Annotated in this window: 15 protein-coding genes; 1 reads left to right on the top strand and 14 read right to left on the bottom strand. The window is 61.2% G+C overall.

Annotation, left to right across the window (positions count from 1 at the left end; all coding sequences use genetic code 11):
* Nucleotides 1–164: 164 nt before the first annotated feature.
* The 3 genes from ABJ99_RS16045 to ABJ99_RS16035 form a co-directional block, all read right to left on the bottom strand.
* Nucleotides 165–461: a DUF7693 family protein gene (locus ABJ99_RS16045; protein WP_054079398.1), complete on the bottom strand. Its 297-nt coding sequence runs from the start codon at nucleotides 459–461 to the stop codon at nucleotides 165–167.
* A gap of 93 nt (nucleotides 462–554) precedes the next feature.
* Nucleotides 555–1,475 (bottom strand): EthD domain-containing protein, encoded by a 921-nt coding sequence (locus ABJ99_RS16040; protein ID WP_054086641.1) that lies wholly within the window; start codon nucleotides 1,473–1,475, stop codon nucleotides 555–557.
* A gap of 50 nt (nucleotides 1,476–1,525) precedes the next feature.
* Nucleotides 1,526–2,701: a TDT family transporter gene (locus tag ABJ99_RS16035; RefSeq protein WP_054086640.1), complete on the bottom strand. Its 1,176-nt coding sequence runs from the start codon at nucleotides 2,699–2,701 to the stop codon at nucleotides 1,526–1,528.
* Between the two features lie 137 nt (nucleotides 2,702–2,838).
* Between ABJ99_RS16035 and ABJ99_RS16030 the strand changes: the two genes are divergently transcribed.
* A complete protein-coding gene (locus tag ABJ99_RS16030; RefSeq protein WP_054086639.1) occupies nucleotides 2,839–3,792 on the top strand; it encodes a LysR family transcriptional regulator in 954 nt (317 codons plus the stop codon).
* On the opposite strand, the gene ABJ99_RS16025 is transcribed toward ABJ99_RS16030, so the two are convergent.
* The 11 genes from ABJ99_RS16025 to ABJ99_RS15975 all read right to left on the bottom strand — a co-directional run bounded on the left by ABJ99_RS16025 (nucleotide 3,726) and on the right by ABJ99_RS15975 (nucleotide 17,961).
* The gene (locus tag ABJ99_RS16025) at nucleotides 3,726–5,141 is read right to left on the bottom strand and encodes a lipid II flippase MurJ (RefSeq protein ID WP_054086638.1); all 1,416 of its coding nucleotides are present in this window, start codon (nucleotides 5,139–5,141) and stop codon (nucleotides 3,726–3,728) included. The two genes, ABJ99_RS16030 and ABJ99_RS16025, sit on opposite strands and share 67 nt — an antisense overlap.
* A 15-nt stretch (nucleotides 5,142–5,156) precedes the next feature.
* Nucleotides 5,157–5,978: an acyltransferase gene (locus ABJ99_RS16020; protein WP_054086637.1), complete on the bottom strand. Its 822-nt coding sequence runs from the start codon at nucleotides 5,976–5,978 to the stop codon at nucleotides 5,157–5,159.
* Nucleotides 5,975–7,405, bottom strand: a complete 1,431-nt coding sequence (locus ABJ99_RS16015) for an O-antigen ligase family protein (RefSeq protein WP_054086636.1) — start codon at nucleotides 7,403–7,405, stop codon at nucleotides 5,975–5,977. Before ABJ99_RS16015 ends, ABJ99_RS16020 begins: the two co-directional genes overlap by 4 nt.
* Nucleotides 7,405–8,505: a glycosyltransferase family 4 protein gene (locus ABJ99_RS16010; RefSeq protein ID WP_054086635.1), complete on the bottom strand. Its 1,101-nt coding sequence runs from the start codon at nucleotides 8,503–8,505 to the stop codon at nucleotides 7,405–7,407. Before ABJ99_RS16010 ends, ABJ99_RS16015 begins: the two co-directional genes overlap by 1 nt.
* Nucleotides 8,496–9,713 (bottom strand): glycosyltransferase family 4 protein, encoded by a 1,218-nt coding sequence (locus ABJ99_RS16005; RefSeq protein ID WP_054086634.1) that lies wholly within the window; start codon nucleotides 9,711–9,713, stop codon nucleotides 8,496–8,498. Before ABJ99_RS16005 ends, ABJ99_RS16010 begins: the two co-directional genes overlap by 10 nt.
* Before the next feature lie 3 nt (nucleotides 9,714–9,716).
* Entirely contained in the window at nucleotides 9,717–11,030 is a 1,314-nt protein-coding gene (locus ABJ99_RS16000; protein WP_054086633.1) for a cellulase family glycosylhydrolase, read from the bottom strand.
* A 1-nt stretch (nucleotide 11,031) separates the two neighbouring features.
* Nucleotides 11,032–12,210, bottom strand: coding sequence for a glycosyltransferase (locus tag ABJ99_RS15995; RefSeq protein WP_054086632.1), 1,179 nt, complete (start codon nucleotides 12,208–12,210; stop codon nucleotides 11,032–11,034).
* Nucleotides 12,210–14,201 carry a GumC family protein gene (locus ABJ99_RS15990; protein WP_054086631.1) on the bottom strand — a complete coding sequence of 664 codons (1,992 nt, stop codon included), beginning with the start codon at nucleotides 14,199–14,201 and terminating at the stop codon, nucleotides 12,210–12,212. The genes ABJ99_RS15995 and ABJ99_RS15990 overlap by 1 nt, the downstream gene beginning before the upstream one ends.
* 17 nt (nucleotides 14,202–14,218) lie before the next feature.
* Nucleotides 14,219–14,995: a polysaccharide biosynthesis/export family protein gene (locus tag ABJ99_RS15985; RefSeq protein WP_054086630.1), complete on the bottom strand. Its 777-nt coding sequence runs from the start codon at nucleotides 14,993–14,995 to the stop codon at nucleotides 14,219–14,221.
* Nucleotides 14,996–15,067: 72 nt separating this feature from the next.
* Entirely contained in the window at nucleotides 15,068–16,525 is a 1,458-nt protein-coding gene (locus ABJ99_RS15980) for a mannose-1-phosphate guanylyltransferase/mannose-6-phosphate isomerase (protein WP_054086629.1), read from the bottom strand.
* Nucleotides 16,525–17,961 carry an undecaprenyl-phosphate glucose phosphotransferase gene (locus tag ABJ99_RS15975; protein WP_054086628.1) on the bottom strand — a complete coding sequence of 479 codons (1,437 nt, stop codon included), beginning with the start codon at nucleotides 17,959–17,961 and terminating at the stop codon, nucleotides 16,525–16,527. The genes ABJ99_RS15980 and ABJ99_RS15975 overlap by 1 nt, the downstream gene beginning before the upstream one ends.
* Nucleotides 17,962–18,227: the final 266 nt, after the last annotated feature.

Here is an 18,227-nt window from a genome sequence, read left to right as displayed (position 1 = left end):
TCGCAGAACCGCCGTGTGACGCAGAGCGTCACAAAAGGCATACCGACGCGGAGCATCGGCACGATAGTCACTTCTTGAGATCATTTCAGAGCGCCAGCACGATAGTCACTTCTTCGGATCACTTCAGAGCCTTGGCACGACAGCCATAACTCGCGCCACAGAGTTCACTCTCCCGCCTCACCCAGCAACCGCTCGATCTGCGCATGCTCCCAGGCACTCAGCAAACTGACCGGATCAGTACGCAACCAGCTTTCGAACGAACCCTCCCGACCTTCCGGGCAACGACAATAGCGACAGCGGCTCGGGCTACTATGGGTCACCTCCAGCGTCAGCAGCCAACCATCGATATCCACCTTCAGCAACCCATCCTCCGAAGAAAGGCCGACAAGCCGCAACGACCGCGTACCCATCGCGGCATCTCGCAGTTGCTGGTACACCTCACGCGTGGTCAACGCTCTCATCGGCTTCACCCAATCTCATGAGCCCAGAGTAAAGCACGGTTTCGGAACTTGCCGAGTAAAGCAGATGAGACAGTCAACCGGAGCAGACATCTTTCAACGCATCGGCGACCTTGCACCAAACAGGCTGACGATCTCGGGCCGGGTCTGATTGATGGCGCCTAACTGACGAATCAGCTCGGCCTGCCGACTGCCACGCACCCCGGCGGTGGTCATGACCGCGTCGCGGACATACGTGTAAACACCGCTGACACCGAACGGCGTCACATGGCGCACATGCTCACTGAGGCCCTTGGTGATCGTCTTGAAATGCTCGCTGGCGTAAAAGGTTCTGCGTGTCCAGGCCGATTCAAAGACCAGCTCCATCATCACAATGTGCAGACGGGACGCTTCGGTTTGGTGGTTCACATCCGGCGCAGGCGGTGCTGGCTGGGCGTTGTCGTAGGGCTGCGCAAGGTGCAGACGCAGCTTGAGAACGGCATCGGACGCGGCCATGTCGCGAGCGAGCTTTGCCACGGCTTCGCGTGCGGCCGGCAGGTTATCGCTGGCGAGGTGGAAGTGCAGGTGCATCTTGTCCTGCACGGCCGCTTCATTGGGAATCGGATCGGGCAGGCGATCTACCAGCGTATTCGAACCATCGAGTACGTCGTAGGCGATGGTTTCTTCGAACATGTTCTGCTCGTCTGAAAACAGCAGCGAGCTGGCTTCCTTGAACTGCCTCTGGTCTGCGGCAGATAGAAAGCCGATTTCCACGCCGCCGTCCAGCACGTAACCCGGCAGCGGCTCGACGCCCTCGATGACCGGCCACTGATGAGCGTCCTTCTCACGCGTCAGGTGATGCTGGACATACCAGCCCAGGCCCGGAAGCCGCGCGCAAAGCGGGCCGTGGACATCGCGCCAGTACGTGGCGAACAACTCGTGCGGCACGCCATTTCTGCGCAGTACAGTGGTGTAGGAGTTGATGACGATGTTCTGGTCACGGGCGCCGTGATTGTCTGCAAGTGCTGAGGTATGCATGAATACTCTCTGTCCGGAAGGTGTCTATCTCAGGCGCCCTGGCCTTGAAGTTAGTTCAAGGAGATTGACCCACCGGCACAGGCGCCTGCTGCAATGCAAGGCGAGACGAACAAATTGCCCCGCCAGGCGCCTGCCACGGTATGCACCGATACGATCGACCACATCACCGCCAGCAGCGCGACCAGCCCCATGCCGAAGAGGTCGAAAAAGCCCAGTTGCAAGGTCGCGCCAAGCTTGAGGGTTGCCAGCACATACACGCCCAGCGGAAAGGTGAACGCCCACCAGCCCAGATTGAATTTCAGACCCTGCCTGAAATAACGCGCCGTGATCAGCACCGCCAGCGCCATCCACCACAGACCCAGGCCCCAGAACAGCGTGCCGACTATCACGCCGATGCCTGCGGCCACGGTGCCGACCGACGCCAGCCCATGCGCGGCAAAGATCGCCGGGGCGTCGCTGCCCATGACCAGCATGCCCAGCGCGCCGGTGCCGATTGGCCCGAGTGCCAGCCAGCTCGACGCCGCCATGCTCTCGTGGGGCAGTTTGTGCAGCGCCAGACGCAACAGCAGGATGACCAGAATGCTCAACGCGACGGGCACCGAATAGGCCCACAGCACATAACTGGTGATCAGTACGGTGAACTGCGAATTCGCGTCGGCCAGATGCGCTGTCAGCGATCCCCCGCAAGCGGCGGCGACTTCCGCTGCGACCACGGGCAACAGCCACACAGCGGTCATCTTCTCGATGCTGTGTTCCTGGCGGGTGAACATCATGAACGGGATCAGCACACCGCAGGCCATGGCCATCGCCACATCCAGCCACCACAAGGCCTCGGCAAGCGGCACGATTGCATTGCCCCAGCGCGCGGGTCCGTACACCAGCAGGCCGCTGATGAGGGTCGCCAGCCCCATGGGAATGGTGCCGAAGAACATCGAGACCGTGGAGTGGCCAAATACCTGCCGGGCTTCATTGAAGAACATCAGCCAGCGGCTGGCGTACATCACGCTGAACAGGACGAACAGGCCGATATTCAAGAACCACAACGCTTCACCTGCTGCACGCAACACGGCCAGATTCCCCGGCAGTTGCGCCAGAGCCAGCGACAGGATGCCGGTGCCCATGGTGACGGCAAACCAGTTGGGAGTGAATTGGCGGATGGCTTCGCGCGGGCTTGCCAGCGCGGCGAAGGGCGCATTGCGCGTGATGACAGTGGCAAAACTGCTCATGAAGTTCTCCTGCGGGCGGCGGTGGAAGCTGTGCGCAGTTTAAGGATCGACAATGAATTCTCTAAACGGGTAATCTGGGTCGCTGTTACCTGATTTTCAGGTTAATTGCTTTCAGCTAGATAAAGTGGAGTTCGGTCTTGAGGCTTAACCTGCGTCAGTTGCAGATTTTTTGCGCGATCACCCGCTTCGGCAGCACCACCCGCGCGGGCATTGAGCTGGCGCTATCCCAATCGGCAACCAGTGCGGCGCTGAACGAGCTGGAAAGCGCGTTGGGCATCCGCCTGTTCGACCGGGTGGGCAAGCGCCTGCTGCTCAATGACAGTGGCCAGATGTTATTGCCCCGCGCCATGCAGATGCTGGAAAACGCCCAACAGATCGAAGACAGCTTTTTGTTGCCCGACGCCGCCTTGAATGCGCGCCTGCGCATTGGCAGTAGCAGCACCATCGGCAATTACGAGTTGCCGGCGATTGTCGGCGCACTGCGTGCCTCGGCACCGTTGCTGCGGGTGGACGTGGACATCGGTAACAGCGCGCTGATCGCTCACAAGGTCGCCCGGTTCGAGATCGACATGGGGCTGATCGAAGCGCCATGCCATCTTCCGGAACTGATCGCCGAGCCGTGGCGGGTCGATGAGATGCTGATTGTGGCGGGCAGCAGCCATCCGCTGGCCCGTCAGAAACAAGTGTCGCTGGGCGACTTGCAGAGCGCCGAATGGCTACTGCGCGAGCCTGGGTCGGGCACTCGCGAGGAGGTCGAGCACCTGCTGCTCAGGCACTTGCATGACCTGAAAGATATGCGTCAGATCGGCAGTTCCGAAGCGATAAAACGCACCCTGGCGCAGGGCATCGGCATCAGTTGCCTGTCCCGTCGGGTGGTGGCTGACCTGCTGGAGAGCGGGCAGTTGCAGACGCTTGCCAGCCCGCTGCCACCGCTGAACCGGCGCTTTTTCATGATCCGGCATCGCGACAAGTTCATTTCCCCAAGCCTGGAGCGGTTCCAGGAAGCCTGTCGTCAGGCCGCCGATCAGACGACCACGTTGCGCCACGGTTTGAGCCACAGCGCCAGCCCGACCAGCAGCGCTGCGCCGTAAGCGCAGCTCAGCCCCAATTGCAGCCAGGTATTTTGCAGCGGATGCAGCAGCAGGGCGGCGATCACCATCAACAGGCTGGCCAGCAGCCAGTGACTGCGCCACGGCAAGGCGCGCAACAACGCCTGACGACGCATTAACAGCAGACCGGTCACCAGCGCGCCGCCCAGCGCTGCAATGGCAATACCGGTCAGACCGAACACAAAAGGCAAGGTGCCGAGCAATACCGCGTTGCATAGGCTGCCTATCAGCTCGCAATTGAGTGGTAGGCGCGTGTCACCGGCGGCATAGGCATAGCGCGCCAGCAACGCGTTCCACGCGCCGAACATCAGCGGCACGGCGAACCACGCCAGCAGTCCCGGCAACGGGCCACCGTGGGTCTGGCCGGGCAGCAGCAGAGTGACCAGTGCGCCCGCCGCGCCGATCAGACCGGCGACGGCCGGCAGGGTCAGCAAGGTGGCGCTGCCCAACCCGCGTCTCAACAGCGACAGACGCTGATCGCCTGCGCTGCCGCTCATCAGCCCGAGCAGCACTTGGTTCAGGCTCATCAGGGCGATCAGTGGCAGGTTGATCAGCTTGCGCGCCAGATTGACCCAGGTCACCGCGCCTTCACCGAGCAGCGAAGCGACCATTCGCTCCAGCAAGGCCAGGCCCTGACTGGCCAGGTTGCTGCTTAACAAAGGGCCGATACGTTGCAGCAGTTCGCGCACCGCACCGGCTTCCGACTGCCACTGCCACGGACGCCAGCCCGAGCGGTACACAGCGGGCAACAACACGCCCGGCATCAACGCGCTGCCCAGCACACAGGCGCTCGCCAGGCCGGTGGAGGTGGACGCGTGGCCGAAGACAGCGAGGTAGATCACCGGCGGCAGGTTGAACAGCAAAGAGCCAAGCCCGGCCAGCACAAACCGTGAACGGGCCTGAAGTGGTACACAGAACAGCGCATGCAGCAGGAACCCCGGCGCGCTCCAGGCCAGCCAGCGCAAACCGCTGGCGGACTGCACATAGCCATCGGCGTCGAGCCCCGGGCCGATCAGGCGCACCAGTCCGTCTGCGCCGATTGCCAGTAACAGACTTAACGCCACCCCGAGCAGCATCAGGCGCGGGGCCATGCCGCCCAGCCAGCGTTGTTGCCGATCCGCAGAGCGCTGCTGATAGAGTGGTAAGGCTGCAGCGCTAAGCAAGCCCGCCGCCAGCGACATGCGCAGCGCTTCAGGCAAAAACATCGAGACCAGAAACGCGTCGCTCTGGCTGCCCGCACCCCACGCCGCTACCAGCAGCCATTCACGGGCAAATCCGGCGGCCAGGCCGGTAAGGGTGGCCAGCGTCAGCCAAAGTGTCGAACCGAGCATCGCGCGCGCCGCTGATCAGTGAAACAAGGTGAACAGGCCTTTGCCGCCCACCTTGTAATTGAGGTTGCGTGCACGTTCGCCTTTGACCTCGGCGTTCGGGCCGCTGACGATGGCGTAAGGCGCGACGGGTTTGGACACCACGCTGTTGCCGCCGACCACGGCGCCTTCACCGATGTCGGCGCCGAACGAGAGCAGGGCGCGGCTGCAGATCCACGCGTAGTCGCCGATGAGCACCGGCCCGCCCACAGCCCAGAACTCGGGCTCGTTGAGGTCGTGGCCGCCAGCGATGATCAGCACGTGCGAGGCGATGGTGACGTGATCGCCGATCACCAGCCCGCCGCGGGCATCGAGCTGACAGTGCCAGCCCACGGTGGTGTCATTACCGATGCGCAGGCTGTCGACACCCAGCACTTCGGTGTTGCGCCAGACAGTCGAACCCTTGCCGATCTTCGCCCCGCCCATGCGCAGCCACAGCAGGCGCAGGGTGTGGCTCGGAATCTTGCAGATCAGGATGTTGTAGGCCTGTTCCCAGACGCGCAGCATGCGGTCGCGCAGGGTTGGCCAGTTGATCCCGTACAAGGGAATCAGCGCGCCAAGGGTTTCGCTGGCCAGCAGTTTGTAAAAACGCCGCGCCAGCGGGTGTTCGATTCGGGGCTCGATATTCAGGTAGCAGATGAACGACAGCGTGCGCTCTTTGATACGCGTCTCGAAGCACACTTCGTTGTCCAGCATCCATTGGTAAGCCGCTTCCAGCTCTTCGAGCGGCACGGCCATCTTGCGTGCGTAGTCAGGCAGCGCCTCTCTGAGGTTATGTGAGTGCAGCATGCGGTGTTTCATACGGAGGCTTCCAGCTTGGATGAGGCAACAGGGTGGCTTTCAGGTGCAACGGCAGCGTTTTTTGCATTCAGGGTGCGCAGGCGTCTGGTTTCGTGCAGGCTGATGCCGATGAACAGCCAGAACAGTGCGGCCAGCACGCTGGTAAAACTGAAATAGTGATCGAACAGGCCGCTGAACAGCGCGGCCAGCACCCCGATCATGCAGCCCAGGGTGATGGCGTTGTCGCGGGTCAGGACGATCCGTCCGCTGAACGGGCGTACCTCCTTCCACCAGCTGACCGTCACGGCGATGAACAGCAGCATGCCGGGCAGGCCGATCTTGTAGATGAAGTTCAACCACAAATTGGAAATACCGAATTGCGTGTAGCCGATAACCGGCGGATCGGTCTTGAAGCCGATGCCGAACGGGAAGGTGGCCATGGCGTCCGGGAAGTGGCTGTACTCCAGAAAGCGAATCGCGGTGCTGACGTCGTCATCGGTGAACAGCCCCATCAGTCGCTCTTGCAGCGGAGGGTAGAACATCAACAGCAACACCCCGGCGGCGATGCCGCCCGTCAGCAAACGTCCGAGGTGCGGAATGCGACGGTGCGCCATCCAAAGCATCACGGCCACCAGACTCACCAGCGCCCCGCGTGAACCGGTCAGCAACAGGCCGATGGCGCCCAGTATCGCCACCGCCAGGCCCAGCCTGCGCGCCGAACCGCTGCGGGTCATGCCGAAACAGAACGCCAGCGGCAGCAGCATCGCCAGCGCGCCGCCCGCCACGTTGGGGTGCATCCACGGCGAGCCCATGCGGCTGGAAAACGATTGCAGGCTTTGCGTAAGGGTGTCCGCGCCGCTGTAGCCCAGACTGCCGAGGATCGGGATGATGGCGGTCGCTGTGCCTTTGGTCACATAGAGCGAAATGGACAGCAGCAGCATCAGCAGGGTCCCGCCGAGCAGCGCCATGACCGCGTTTTCAAGGTTTTTGCTGTCGGTCAGCAAGCGCGGGACCAGAAACAGGATCGACAGGTTGAACAGCCAGCGCACCCAGTTGATCGGTCCGTTGCCCTCGGCAACCACCGTCAATTGGCCAACCAGAAACGGGAAGGCACTGAACAGCATCAGCGCCACCAGCAGCTTCTCGGTGCGCAGCATGCTCGGCACGCGGGCCTGTTCCTGAAACATGGTCTGCAACAGGTAGCTGCCCCAGGTCAGCATGATCAGCGCTTCGGACACCGTGGTGCGAATGCCGATCTGCACCGTGGAGTAGGGCAGAAACGTGCCGATCAGGCAAAACAGCAAAAGGCCCCACACCGGGCGACGAATCACTGTGGCGGCCGCCGCAAGGCCGATCGCGGCCAGCAGCACGAAAGGCGTCGGCAGCAGCCAGACCATCACGCCGAACATCAGACTGAACAGTAATCCCACAGGCAAGGCCAACGGCATCAGCGTAATTCCTCCAGCGCGGCGCGCACGCGTGTGCAGAAGGCATCCAGGTGATAACGCTCGGTCCAGTCGCGAGCCACGGCGGGGTCCTCTTCAGGTGCCTGCGCCAGGGTGCCCATCAGGCGAATCAGGTTGCCGCTGTCGGTTGGTGAAAAACGCGGACTGTTGGGTGGGGCGACCTCATCCAGCGACGAACCGCTGGCAACGGCGACCGGTGTACCCACATTGAGCGCCTCGATCACCGGCAAGCCGAAGCCTTCGCACCACGACGGCTGCCAGAGCCGCTCGGCATTGCGATAGACCGCATGCAGTTCAGCGTCGCTCAGGCCGGTCAGCACGTGCAGCCCCGGCAATTGACGCTGGGCTTCGGTCAGCGGTTCATCGCCACCGACCAGCACCAGCTCGGGCGTGTCGACGAACTGCATGCGCGCGGTCTGCCAGGCCTCGACGAACCATTTGATGTTCTTGCGCGGCTCGCGCGTGCCCACGCACAGCCAGTAGCGCACAGGCAGGCGTAGCTGACTGATGTCGGCCGGTTCACCTTTGAAGTTTTCCACCAGCAGCGGCACGACGCGCAGCTTGTCCTTGATCTGCGGGAACAGACGCGCGGCTTCGTCTGCGGTGAACTGCGACGGGGTCCAGATCTGATCAGCCACTTTCAGCGACCAGGTAATCGACAGGTAATCGGTCAGCCGATAGATGCGGGCTTTCAGGCGTGAGCCGTGATTGTTCTGCTGAGTGAGCTGAAACAGGTCGTGCAGTTGCAACACGTAGCGCATTCCCGCCGGTTTGCGGCCCAGCGGCAAACCCATATTGATGTTGGCAACGTAGATTTCGATCCCGGCGTCGCGCAGCGCCTCTGGCAGCCAGGCGCCTTCGAAGCGCAGCCGGTCCGGCAGGCGATGCACTGAATCCAGTGGCGCTGCCCAGCGCGGTACATGCATCAGGCGGCGTGCCGGATGGTCATATGGCGCCACGCCGAACAGTTGCAGCCGGACGTCCGGCTGCGCGCGAAACGCCTGTTCGAGGGCCAGATTCTGGCGGCCGATGCCGCTGATGGGATAACCGGCTGCCGCGCGGTAATCAAGTCCTATACGCATGAGCGCGATCCTTGCTTGGGGAGCGAAAAACGGTTGTAGATCACTTCCAGTTGAGCGGCCGACACAGACCAGTCGTGACGGGCGCGTACGTAAATACGGCCAGCTTCACCGATCTGCTCGAGCCGGGCAGGCTTGTCGACATATTCGACGATCAGCGTCGCCAGCCCGGAGGCTTCCTCGCTGCCCAGATAATGTTCGCCATTGGTGACCGACAGCCCGGAAACACCTTGTGCCGTAGTGACCACCGGCAGCCCGGCGGCCATGGCCTCGAGTGTCTTGAGCTTGGAGCCGCCGCCCTGACGCAATGGCGCGAAGAACATCGCCGCAGTGGCCTGCAACGCACGCAGATCCGGGACGAAGCCCAGCCACTCGATGCGCGGATCGGGCCAGCGCTCACGCCAGGTTTCAGGCATGCCGAAGCCGCCGATGGCAAAGCGCACCTCCGGTGCCTGGGCCCAGACGTGAGGCATGATTTCGTCCAGAGCCCACTCGATGGCGTCGATATTGGGGCCGTACTCGTAGTTGCCGATGAACAGCAGACGGTGGCTGGTGCGGTTGGCGTGAACGCTGGCGTAATGGCCGCAATCGACGCTGTTGACCACGTAGGACGTCGCCCTGCCGCTCAGGCGCGAAAGCGCCTTGGCGTCGTCTTCGGTCACGGCAATCAGCTCGCCGGTCTGCTTGAATACGCGTTTTTCCCAGCGCCGGTAACGCCAGCGGTCGTACACGGCGAACAGCCCGGCCCAGCGCGGCAAGCGGTCGTAACTGGCCGCGCCAAGGTCGGACTCGACGTTGTGCTCGGTGAGCACGAACGGTTTGCCCGAGCGCTTGAGGGCGCGTTCGAAGGGCTGGAAAAAATAGGTGTGCTGCAACTGGATGATGTCCCAGTCTTCCTTGAGCAGTTCTGCGAAAACCTGTTCCAGTTGCGGTGCATAACCATTGATGCTGGCCAGCATGGGAGGCGGCGCAAAGGCTATGGCTAGCAACGTGCGCAGGCTGAACAGCGGGCGGCGGTCGACCACGATCAGGCGTTCCAGCCAAGGCTCGACTGCGGCGCGGCAACTGTCATCCAGCGGGGTTTTGGACTGCACCAGCAAGGTGATGCGATGACCACGCGCTGCCAGGTTGCGCAGCAGATGGTATTCCCGAGTCTTGCCGCCACTGGTCGTCGGCCACGGCAGGTAGGGGAGTGTCCATAGAATTCGCATACGTCAGGGTTTCCATTCCAGAATCTGTAGCGTCGGCTTGAGCAACAACGTAATGCCCTCGCTGCCGGACAGCGGAGTACGTCCGCCGGTGAGCGGGTCGTGCACAACGGCGGCGGTAATGTCCGGAAAGGTCAGCGACGTGCCCGCAGCACTCCAGAACATCAGCAAGCGCGTGCCGTCGGCGCGAATCCAGGGCACAGCGTACAAATCATCGGGTACACGGCTGACGGCAGGCGCGTCTGCGGGTTGCAAACGTGGGCCGGTGATCGTCAGAAAGTTTTTCAAGGCGCCGTAGACAGCCTTGGGGTCGGCTTGCAGATCAAGCAGTCCATAGCCCTGATCGCGGGCCGAGGCGCGCTCATCGAGGTCGCTGAGGTTGAACAGAAAGATGCGCTGGAAATCCATGGCACTCATCAGTGCCAGACGTCGCAGGGTGAAATCTGCCTGACCGCTGGTGCCGATCAGGCGCTGCATTTCTACCGGCCCCGAGTAGCTCGACCAGCCCCATTCGGTGGCCCAGACCTGAGTGACGCCGTTGCCGTGCAGCAGGTTGTTCATGGCATTGGCGCGCACCAGAAAATCCCGGTCCGGCACCGAGTCGCCTTCCGGGTACTCGGAATACGGGTGGTAGGCGGCCACGATGTTCTGTTTGCCGAGGCCGTTTTCGAGCAAAGTCTGCAGCATATAGCCCGGGGTGCTGTGCATCTGGCTGTAATAGGCCATGCCAGCGGTGACGATGGTTTTGTCCGGCAGCACCGAACGAATTGCGTTGGCCGTGGTGGTCAGCAATCGGCCATAGGCGGCCGGGTCTTCCTTGGGCAGCCAGATGATGTTCGGTTCATTCCATACCTGCCAGTTGCCGACTTGCGGATAACGCTGGGCGAGGGCGGCCATACGTGCCGCGAAGAGGTTGAAATCCGTAGGTGGGTACTGATCGCGACTGGCCGCGTCGGCCGGGGCACTGCTGGCGAACGGCGCCGAGCCCACCAGATATGCCAGTGTGTTGTAGTTGCGGGCCTTGATCGCCGCCATGGCCGCGTCCAGTTCAGCCAGCGCGTACTGGTCCTTTTTGGGCTCGATGATCGGCCAGTGGATGGTCAGTCGCACCCAGTTCAGGCCCAGTTCGTCGAGACGGTTCATCTGTTGCTGATAAATGTCCGGGGCGAAGTACTGGAACTGTACGTTGACGCCCAGAAAATCCTTCCAGACCACCTCGCGAGGCGCTTTCAGGACGGTCGCTGCCTGAACCGCGCAGCTTAGTATGGCGGTCATCAGTGCAGCCGTGAGGGTCTGCCGGAATCTGGATGGACGTTGCATATCATTTCACCTCGCAGGCCTGCCTGAAAACATCCCGAAAACGTTCAGCGGTGAGGCTCCAGACCCGGGACCTGCCCATGTCCAGCGCCTTTTCCGCCCATTGCACAACCAGATCCGGTGTCGCGCAGACATGCGTCAAGGCGTTCGCCAGGCCCTCGACGTCGCCCTGCGGATAAATCATGCCGTTGCCATGCGAGACTTCTTCGGCAAACGAGCGGGCATCCGAGGTAATCACGCCGCGTCCGCAGGCCACAGCCCAGGACAGGGCGCCGCTGGTGCCACGCAGTTGGCCGAGAATCTTCAGTTTGCTCGATTCACGATAGGGCAGCACCATCACATGGTGGGCCTGAATCACCTGCGGGATCTGTTCGGCGGGCAAGTCCAGTTGCCAGTCGACGAGGTCGGTCAGGCCCAGCCGACGGATGTGCAACCGCAGCTGTTGCAGATAACTGCCGGATGGACCGAACGCCATTTCCGGTTCGCTACCACCGGCGAGCGTCAGGCGCACGTTCGAGCGCAGCGCTGGCTGGGCGGTGAATACGCTGGCCAGCGCGTCCAGCAGGTCTTCGATCCCCTTGCCGCGATAGATAAACCCGAAGTACAGCAGGCGCAGCGGTTTCAACGGTGGCAGGGGCAGCGGTTCAATGGCCACATTGCCGTGATTGATCACCACCATTTGCTCCGGTTTGAGGCCCATGCGTTGCCGGAGGCTGCGGCTGCCGGCCTGGGTGAGGGTGATCAGGCGCGTCATGTGCCTGGCCAGTTGCCGTTCTTCATGCAGGCACAGCGGATCGGCCAGCACCGTGGCGATCTCCGGCAAGGGCGAGCGCATGCCGCTGGCGACGGACAGCGGCCAGGGCAGTGTTTCCCGACGCCAGACCAGTCGTTCGGGGTCATGAACGGTGGCGGTCAGTGGCAGAGTTGGAAAGCGCCGACGCAGGCTGCGCAACGCCTGAAACTCCGCAAGCCGCCCGCCACCCAGCTCGCCATGCACCAGATCGATGCCGTTCCAGTCGGTGTTCGCCACTCGCTGCTCGGCCGCCCGAGGGTCGTTGCCGATCCCCTGCAATGGCGTGCTGATCTGCAGCCCGAGGCCTTCCAGCGCCTTGCGAAGGTGCCCGGCATAGTCGGCGATGCCGTTCTGCTCAGGAGGCAGCGGGGCGAGCAGGGCAATGCGCATCAGCCGCGGCTCCCGATCCGTTTGAGAAACTTCAGGACCCGCTCCGGCACTTCGAAACGGCGGCGGTTGATGATGATGCCGTCGACTTTCTTGAAAGCGGTGTTGAGGTTGTGCAAGGTGTCTTCCAGCATCGGCACCGTGGTTTCCTGCGCCCGCACCACCAGCACAATCAGATCGGCCTTGCGCAGCAACACGAAGGCATCCTGATTGGCGGCCAGAGCCGAGGCATTGATCAGCACGATCTCGCCAGGGCTCGCCGGGCCAGGGCCTTCGGCGCGCACCCGATGGCCCTGTTCGATCAACAGCTTGCTCAGTCGCTCGATCACGAACGATACGCCTGCGCCGGATTTGACCGACGTGAAGCCGATGGTCAGCCCGTGCCCGTCGACCTGATCCAGCGGCAGAATGCCGTAGATCCGGTGCAGGTTTGAGGTGAAGGCAGCGCTGCGTTCCTGAGCCCGCTCCAGGTCAGGCAGGCTGGTCCAGACCGGCACACCGAAGCTGCTTTCGATCTTGTCGCCATCATGAATGCGCTGGTCGAGCATGTAGAAGAAGTACAGCGCCAGAACACCGACCACAAGGCTCAACGGAATCGCCAGAAACAGCATCAGCAGACTCTTCGGGAAGACCCGGCTGGGGTTGAAGGTGGCTTCTTCGATGGTCGCGATGTTGCTGATCTGGCTGTTGTCCAGTTCGCGGTCGATGCGCGATTTTTCCAGGCTGTCTTTGTACAGGGCATAACTTTTCTGGGCTGCGTCCAGCTCGTTCTGCAGGCGCGAGAGTTCCGGTTCCAGGTTCAGCGCCTGCTGACGGTCGTTTTCCAGTTGGGCAATTTGCGCATTCTGCTGGGCCAACTGAGTCTGCAAGCGTGCGTAGCTGGTCTGCTGGTCGGCATACACGTTTTGCATGCGGTTGTAGATCGGGTTGGGCGTGATGCTTTCCGAGCGCTGGACCGTCGCGTCCTGTTCGTTGAGCAGCTTCTTCAGGTTGGCAATTTCTTCGTTGACCGCACGGATCGGCGGCGCCTGCTCCTTGAACGAGCGCAACATTTCCTGACGTTCCACTTCTTTGCCGTTGATACGATTCTGCAAGTCCTGTCGATTAGGGTTGAGCGCCAGCTCGCGTCCGGCCGAAACGGTCTTGGGCTGCTCGGCCAGCTGTTTTTTCAGCAGGTCCAGACCGGCCTTGGTCGAGGCGATAGAGCGAACGGTATTGTTGCGCTCGGTACGCAGGTCGTTGAGCCCCTGCGATGTATCAGCCAGGCGCTGGGAGATGCTCACCGCGCTCAGCTGATTAAGGTAGTTCTGGATCTGCTTTTTATACTCGATGATGTTCTCGGCAGTGGTTTTGACTTCCGACTCATAGAACGCATACAGGCTGACCCGGCCCAGCGTTTTGGTTCGCTGCAACTGGTACTCTTCGATCCAGGTCCTGAGCACGGTCTGTGCAGTAGCCGGGTCGTTCCAGGTGAAGGTCAGCTCCATCACCGACGAGCCTGGTTCGTGACTCACCTTGAAGTTTTTCTCCAGGCCTTCGGCCAGTCGCTCGGACTGCGAGCGTTTTTCCACCAGGCCGATGAATTGCAGCACGCTGCGAAATCCTTCGACGATACCGCCGACGACCGCCTTGATGCCGTTCTTTACCGAGGCCAGCACACCGGTTTGAGGTTGCGCCATGGACAGCTCGGCCAGGTATTTCTCAGATACGGCACGCATGATCGGGCGCCCGCTCAGCATGCGCTCCTCGTCCAGCAATGGATCGCGCAGGCCGCTGGGCAGTACGATGGACTGGCGGTCGGAAAGCTCGATAGGCACGGTGCTGCTTTCACGGCCGGGCTTGACCAGCAACAGCGCAGTCGATTCATAGCGGTTGGGGAGCAGAAACGCGCCGAGCAGAATGATGACGAACGTCGCCAGCACGGTAATCTGGACTTCGCGCTTGAAGATGAAAAACAGGCGCAGCAAGTCGCGGAATGAACGGATGTTGATCATGTCTGTTTCCCTGACAATTAATTGTTGTTGCGCAACTCGTAGTTCAAGCCCAGGCCGATCGACTTCGCGAAGGGAATCAGCTGGTTGAAATACAGGGAAACGCCGTCAACCTTGTTGCCGACCGATGATTTGGGAACGAACACAATGTCGCCGCGTTTCAACAGCACCGGCGCCGTGGGGCCTCCGGCACCTGCCCATAGGAACTTGCTGTAGTCGAAGAGGTAGGTCTTGTAGAGCCCGTTTTCTTCCTGACGCAACAGCGCCACCTGACCAGCATCCGCATCCAGTGCCACACCACCAGCGCCGATGATCGCTTGCTCCAGACTGGTGGCGATGCTGGTAGACAGGGTGACCGAGTTGCGCACCGCACCGCCCACGAACACGGTATTGCCCGGAGACTGGGAGATGTTGATGGTCAGCGCCGTTTCGCGGTAGACGTTCTGCAGTTTGCTTTCCAGCAGGTCATTGAGTTGTGGCAGCGTAAGGCCGGCCGCTTTGACTGTGCCGATGTACGGGTAGGAAAACGTGCCGTCGTTGAGCACCTGAAACAGCGTCAGTTCGTAAATGGAGTTGGCTGTGAACGCCGAGATGGAAGGCGCCTCGCCGCTGTTGCGCACAATCCGCAGCGTGTCGCCGGCCCTGATCCGCTCCGGTGGCAAAGGCTTGCCGGCCAGCGCCCGTCCCGCGGCCTGGCTGGCCTCGATCTGCGCGCGGTCATCGGGCAGGCCGATTCTCGAGGGGGTGTTGCACGCGCTCAACAGCAATAAGCTGGCGATCAGCATCATGCTCTTCATTGTTTCTGAACTCCTGTCATGCACAAATACGGCTCCCTTGCGGGTAATAAATTCATGGTGGCGGGATGTTGCTCAACTCTTTACAGCCTGCTCGGGTACACGTCCGTAAATGTCGGTGAAGCGCACGATGTCGTCCTCGCCCAGATACTCGCCGCTCTGGACTTCGATCATCACCAGATCGATTACGCCCGGATTGACCAGCCGATGGGTAAAGCCCGGTTTGATGAACGTCGATTCGTTGGTGTCGAGCATGAATTCGCGCTCGCCATTGGTTACCGTGGCCATGCCACTGACCACGATCCAGTGTTCGCTGCGGTGATGGTGCATCTGCAATGACAGAGAGGCCTGCGGGCGAACCACAATCCGTTTGATCTTGAAGCGCTTGCCTTCCTCGAGCACCGTGTAAGTGCCCCAGGGGCGGGTGACGGTGCGATGCAGACGATACGCATCGTGCCCCTGACGCTTGAGTTCCTGGGCGATAATTTTTACGTCCTGACTGCGTCGGCCGTCTGCGATCAGCAAGGCGTCGGGGGTGTCGATGATGATCAGGTTATCCAGACCGATGGCGCCGACCAGGCGTTTGGGCGAGTCGATGTAGCAGTTGCTGACGTCATGCAGCACCGTTTCGCCATTGCACTGGTTGCCTTGCGCGTCGGCGGCCGTCAGCTCGCGCACTGCCTGCCACGAGCCGATGTCACTCCAGCCGAGCTCGCACGGTACGACGGCAACTTTTTCGGAACGCTCCATCAGCGCGTAGTCGATGGAAATGTCGGGGACGAGACCAAATGCGTCGCTGTCCAGTTCGATTTGCAGTTCGCGGTTGCCTTCCTTGCGCTGGCTTGATGCCAGGCAGGCCCGCACGGCACTCAGCACCTCGGGGGCGTGGGTTTGAAATTCGCGTAACACGGCATCGGCGCGCATGCAGAACATCCCGGCGTTCCACAGGTGCAGGCCGCCATCCAGCCAGGCCTGAGCGGTGGCCGCATCAGGTTTTTCCACAAAACGGGCCACCTGGCAGCCCTCTGCGCTGAGCGCCTGACCTTTCTCAATGTAGCCAAAGCCGGTTTCCGGGGTGCTGGGCACGATGCCGAAAGTCACCAGCCAGCCCTGGGCAGCCAGTTGCTGCGCGGCGGTCACTGCCCGAAAAAACGCATCGACATCGGTGATCAGGTGGTCGGCAGGCAGCACCAGCAGCTGTGCATCATCCCCGTACTGCTGGCTGACGTGCAGCGCGGCGGCGGCAACAGCGGCGGCGGTGTTGCGCCCGAAGGGCTCAAGGATGAAGTCCAGACGTGCCTTGCCCTTGTTGAGCTGGCGATAGTCATCCACGGTGCGAAAGTACACTTCGCGGTTGGTGACGGTCAGCAGGTGATCGACGCCGGGCAGGCCGACCGCGCGCTTGAAGGTTTTCTGTAACAGGCTTTCGCCGTCAGGAAGGCGCATGAACGGCTTGGGCATGGCTTCGCGCGAGACTGGCCACAGACGGGTGCCGGAGCCACCGGCGATGATGCAGGGAATAAGGATGCTCATCAATAAGCCTCGCGAGTGAAGATCACTGCCGGGACAGTGCGCATAAGGATGTACAGGTCGAACCAGACGGACCAGTTTTCGATGTACTCGAGATCGAATTCGACGCGTTTTTCGATTTTTTCTACGGTGTCTGTTTCACCACGATAGCCGTTGATCTGCGCCAGCCCGGTAATACCGGGTTTGACGCGATGGCGCGACGTGTACTCCTTCACCGCCTGTTCGAACAGAATGCCTGCCGCCTTGGTCGCGGTCGCATGCGGGCGCGGCCCGACCATCGACATGCTGCCGGCGACCACATTGAACAGCTGGGGCAATTCATCCAGGCTGGTCTTGCGAATGAAGCGGCCAACCCGCGTGATCCTCGCGTCGCCCCGGGTGGTCTGTTGCTCGGCGGTCGCATCGGCCTGGTGCTGGTGCATGGAGCGGAACTTGAACACCTCGATCAGGCGGTTGTTGTAACCATAGCGTTTCTGCCGAAACAGCACCGGGCCAGGGGAATCGATTTTGATCGCCAGGGCCACCAGCACCATCACGGGCGACAAGGCCAGCAATGCCAGCGATGACAGGACGATGTCCTCGGCACGCTTGATGAACGGCGACCAGCCATTGAGCGGCACCTCGGACGCATTGAACATCGGCAGTCTGGCGACTTCGGTGATGCGGTTGTGGGTGTGCCGAAAGGCGATCATGTCCGGCACCAGCAGCACGTTCACCGGTAACCTGCGCAGTTCACGAATGATGTAGTCCATGCGGTTTTCCGCCGTCCAGGGCAGGGCGACCAGCACTTGAGTGACTTTCTCTTCGCGAATCAACCGCTCCAGATCGCTGGTATTGCCGAGCATTGGAAGGTTGGCCACGGTCTTGGGCATGCGTCCGATGCGGTCATCGATAAAGCCGGTCACGCCCGAACGAATGTCCTGATGCTCAAGCAGATACTCGGCCAGGCGCTGGCCGTTTTCTGTAGCGCCCAGGATCACCGCATGTTGCAGGAACACACCTTTGCGCATCTGGTGTTTGAACAGCATCAGCAGCAGCAGGCGGGTGATGCCGAACAGGGCGAGGCTGCCCAGATACCAGATGATCAGCTCCTCATGGGAGAGGTAGCCGAACATCCCCAACGCTTGTTGCATGAACAGCAACAGGCCGAATGCAGCCGACCAGGCCAGGGCAATCGTGCCCATGCGCAGGTCGTTGCTGAACAGCGCTTCGGAATAGATCCCCATGGCCTGAAACACCAGCACGCCGACAAAGCCGAAGAACAACATGATGGCCAGGTAGCTCTCTTGCGCTTCCAGTTCGCTTTCCTTGGTCAGCAGCATGATCAGCAGGCCGGGGAGCATGCAGGCGATGCCGTGGGTCAGGCGAATACCGAAGAGAAAGTATTCGACCAGACTGGTACGGGTGAGCGAAAGACTGTCAACCGGTTGTAACCTCATAAAACTCCTCTACGTCCTGTAATCGCCGGTTCCAGCTGATTCCCGAGTTCTCTGATCGCCTGCATGCAGCGTCGGAAAAGAATCTTTGTGCTGATTGCGTTGTAGCGTAGTCATTGCCATGTAAGCGTGATGGCTAATTGGGACTGTCTTTTGTGAATAACACTTTATATATGTCGTCCGCTTCCGAATTTTATTTAAGACTTTTCAATCGTTTGTGGATGAAAATCCCTCAAATGAATGGTTTCTGCTGTGAGTAAAGCTTAAGG

Origin of the sequence: Pseudomonas syringae pv. cilantro (assembly GCF_001293775.1) — a bacterium.
GTDB classification, from domain to species: domain Bacteria; phylum Pseudomonadota; class Gammaproteobacteria; order Pseudomonadales; family Pseudomonadaceae; genus Aquipseudomonas; species Aquipseudomonas syringae_P.
This window is presented reverse-complemented; position numbering and strand designations above follow the sequence as displayed.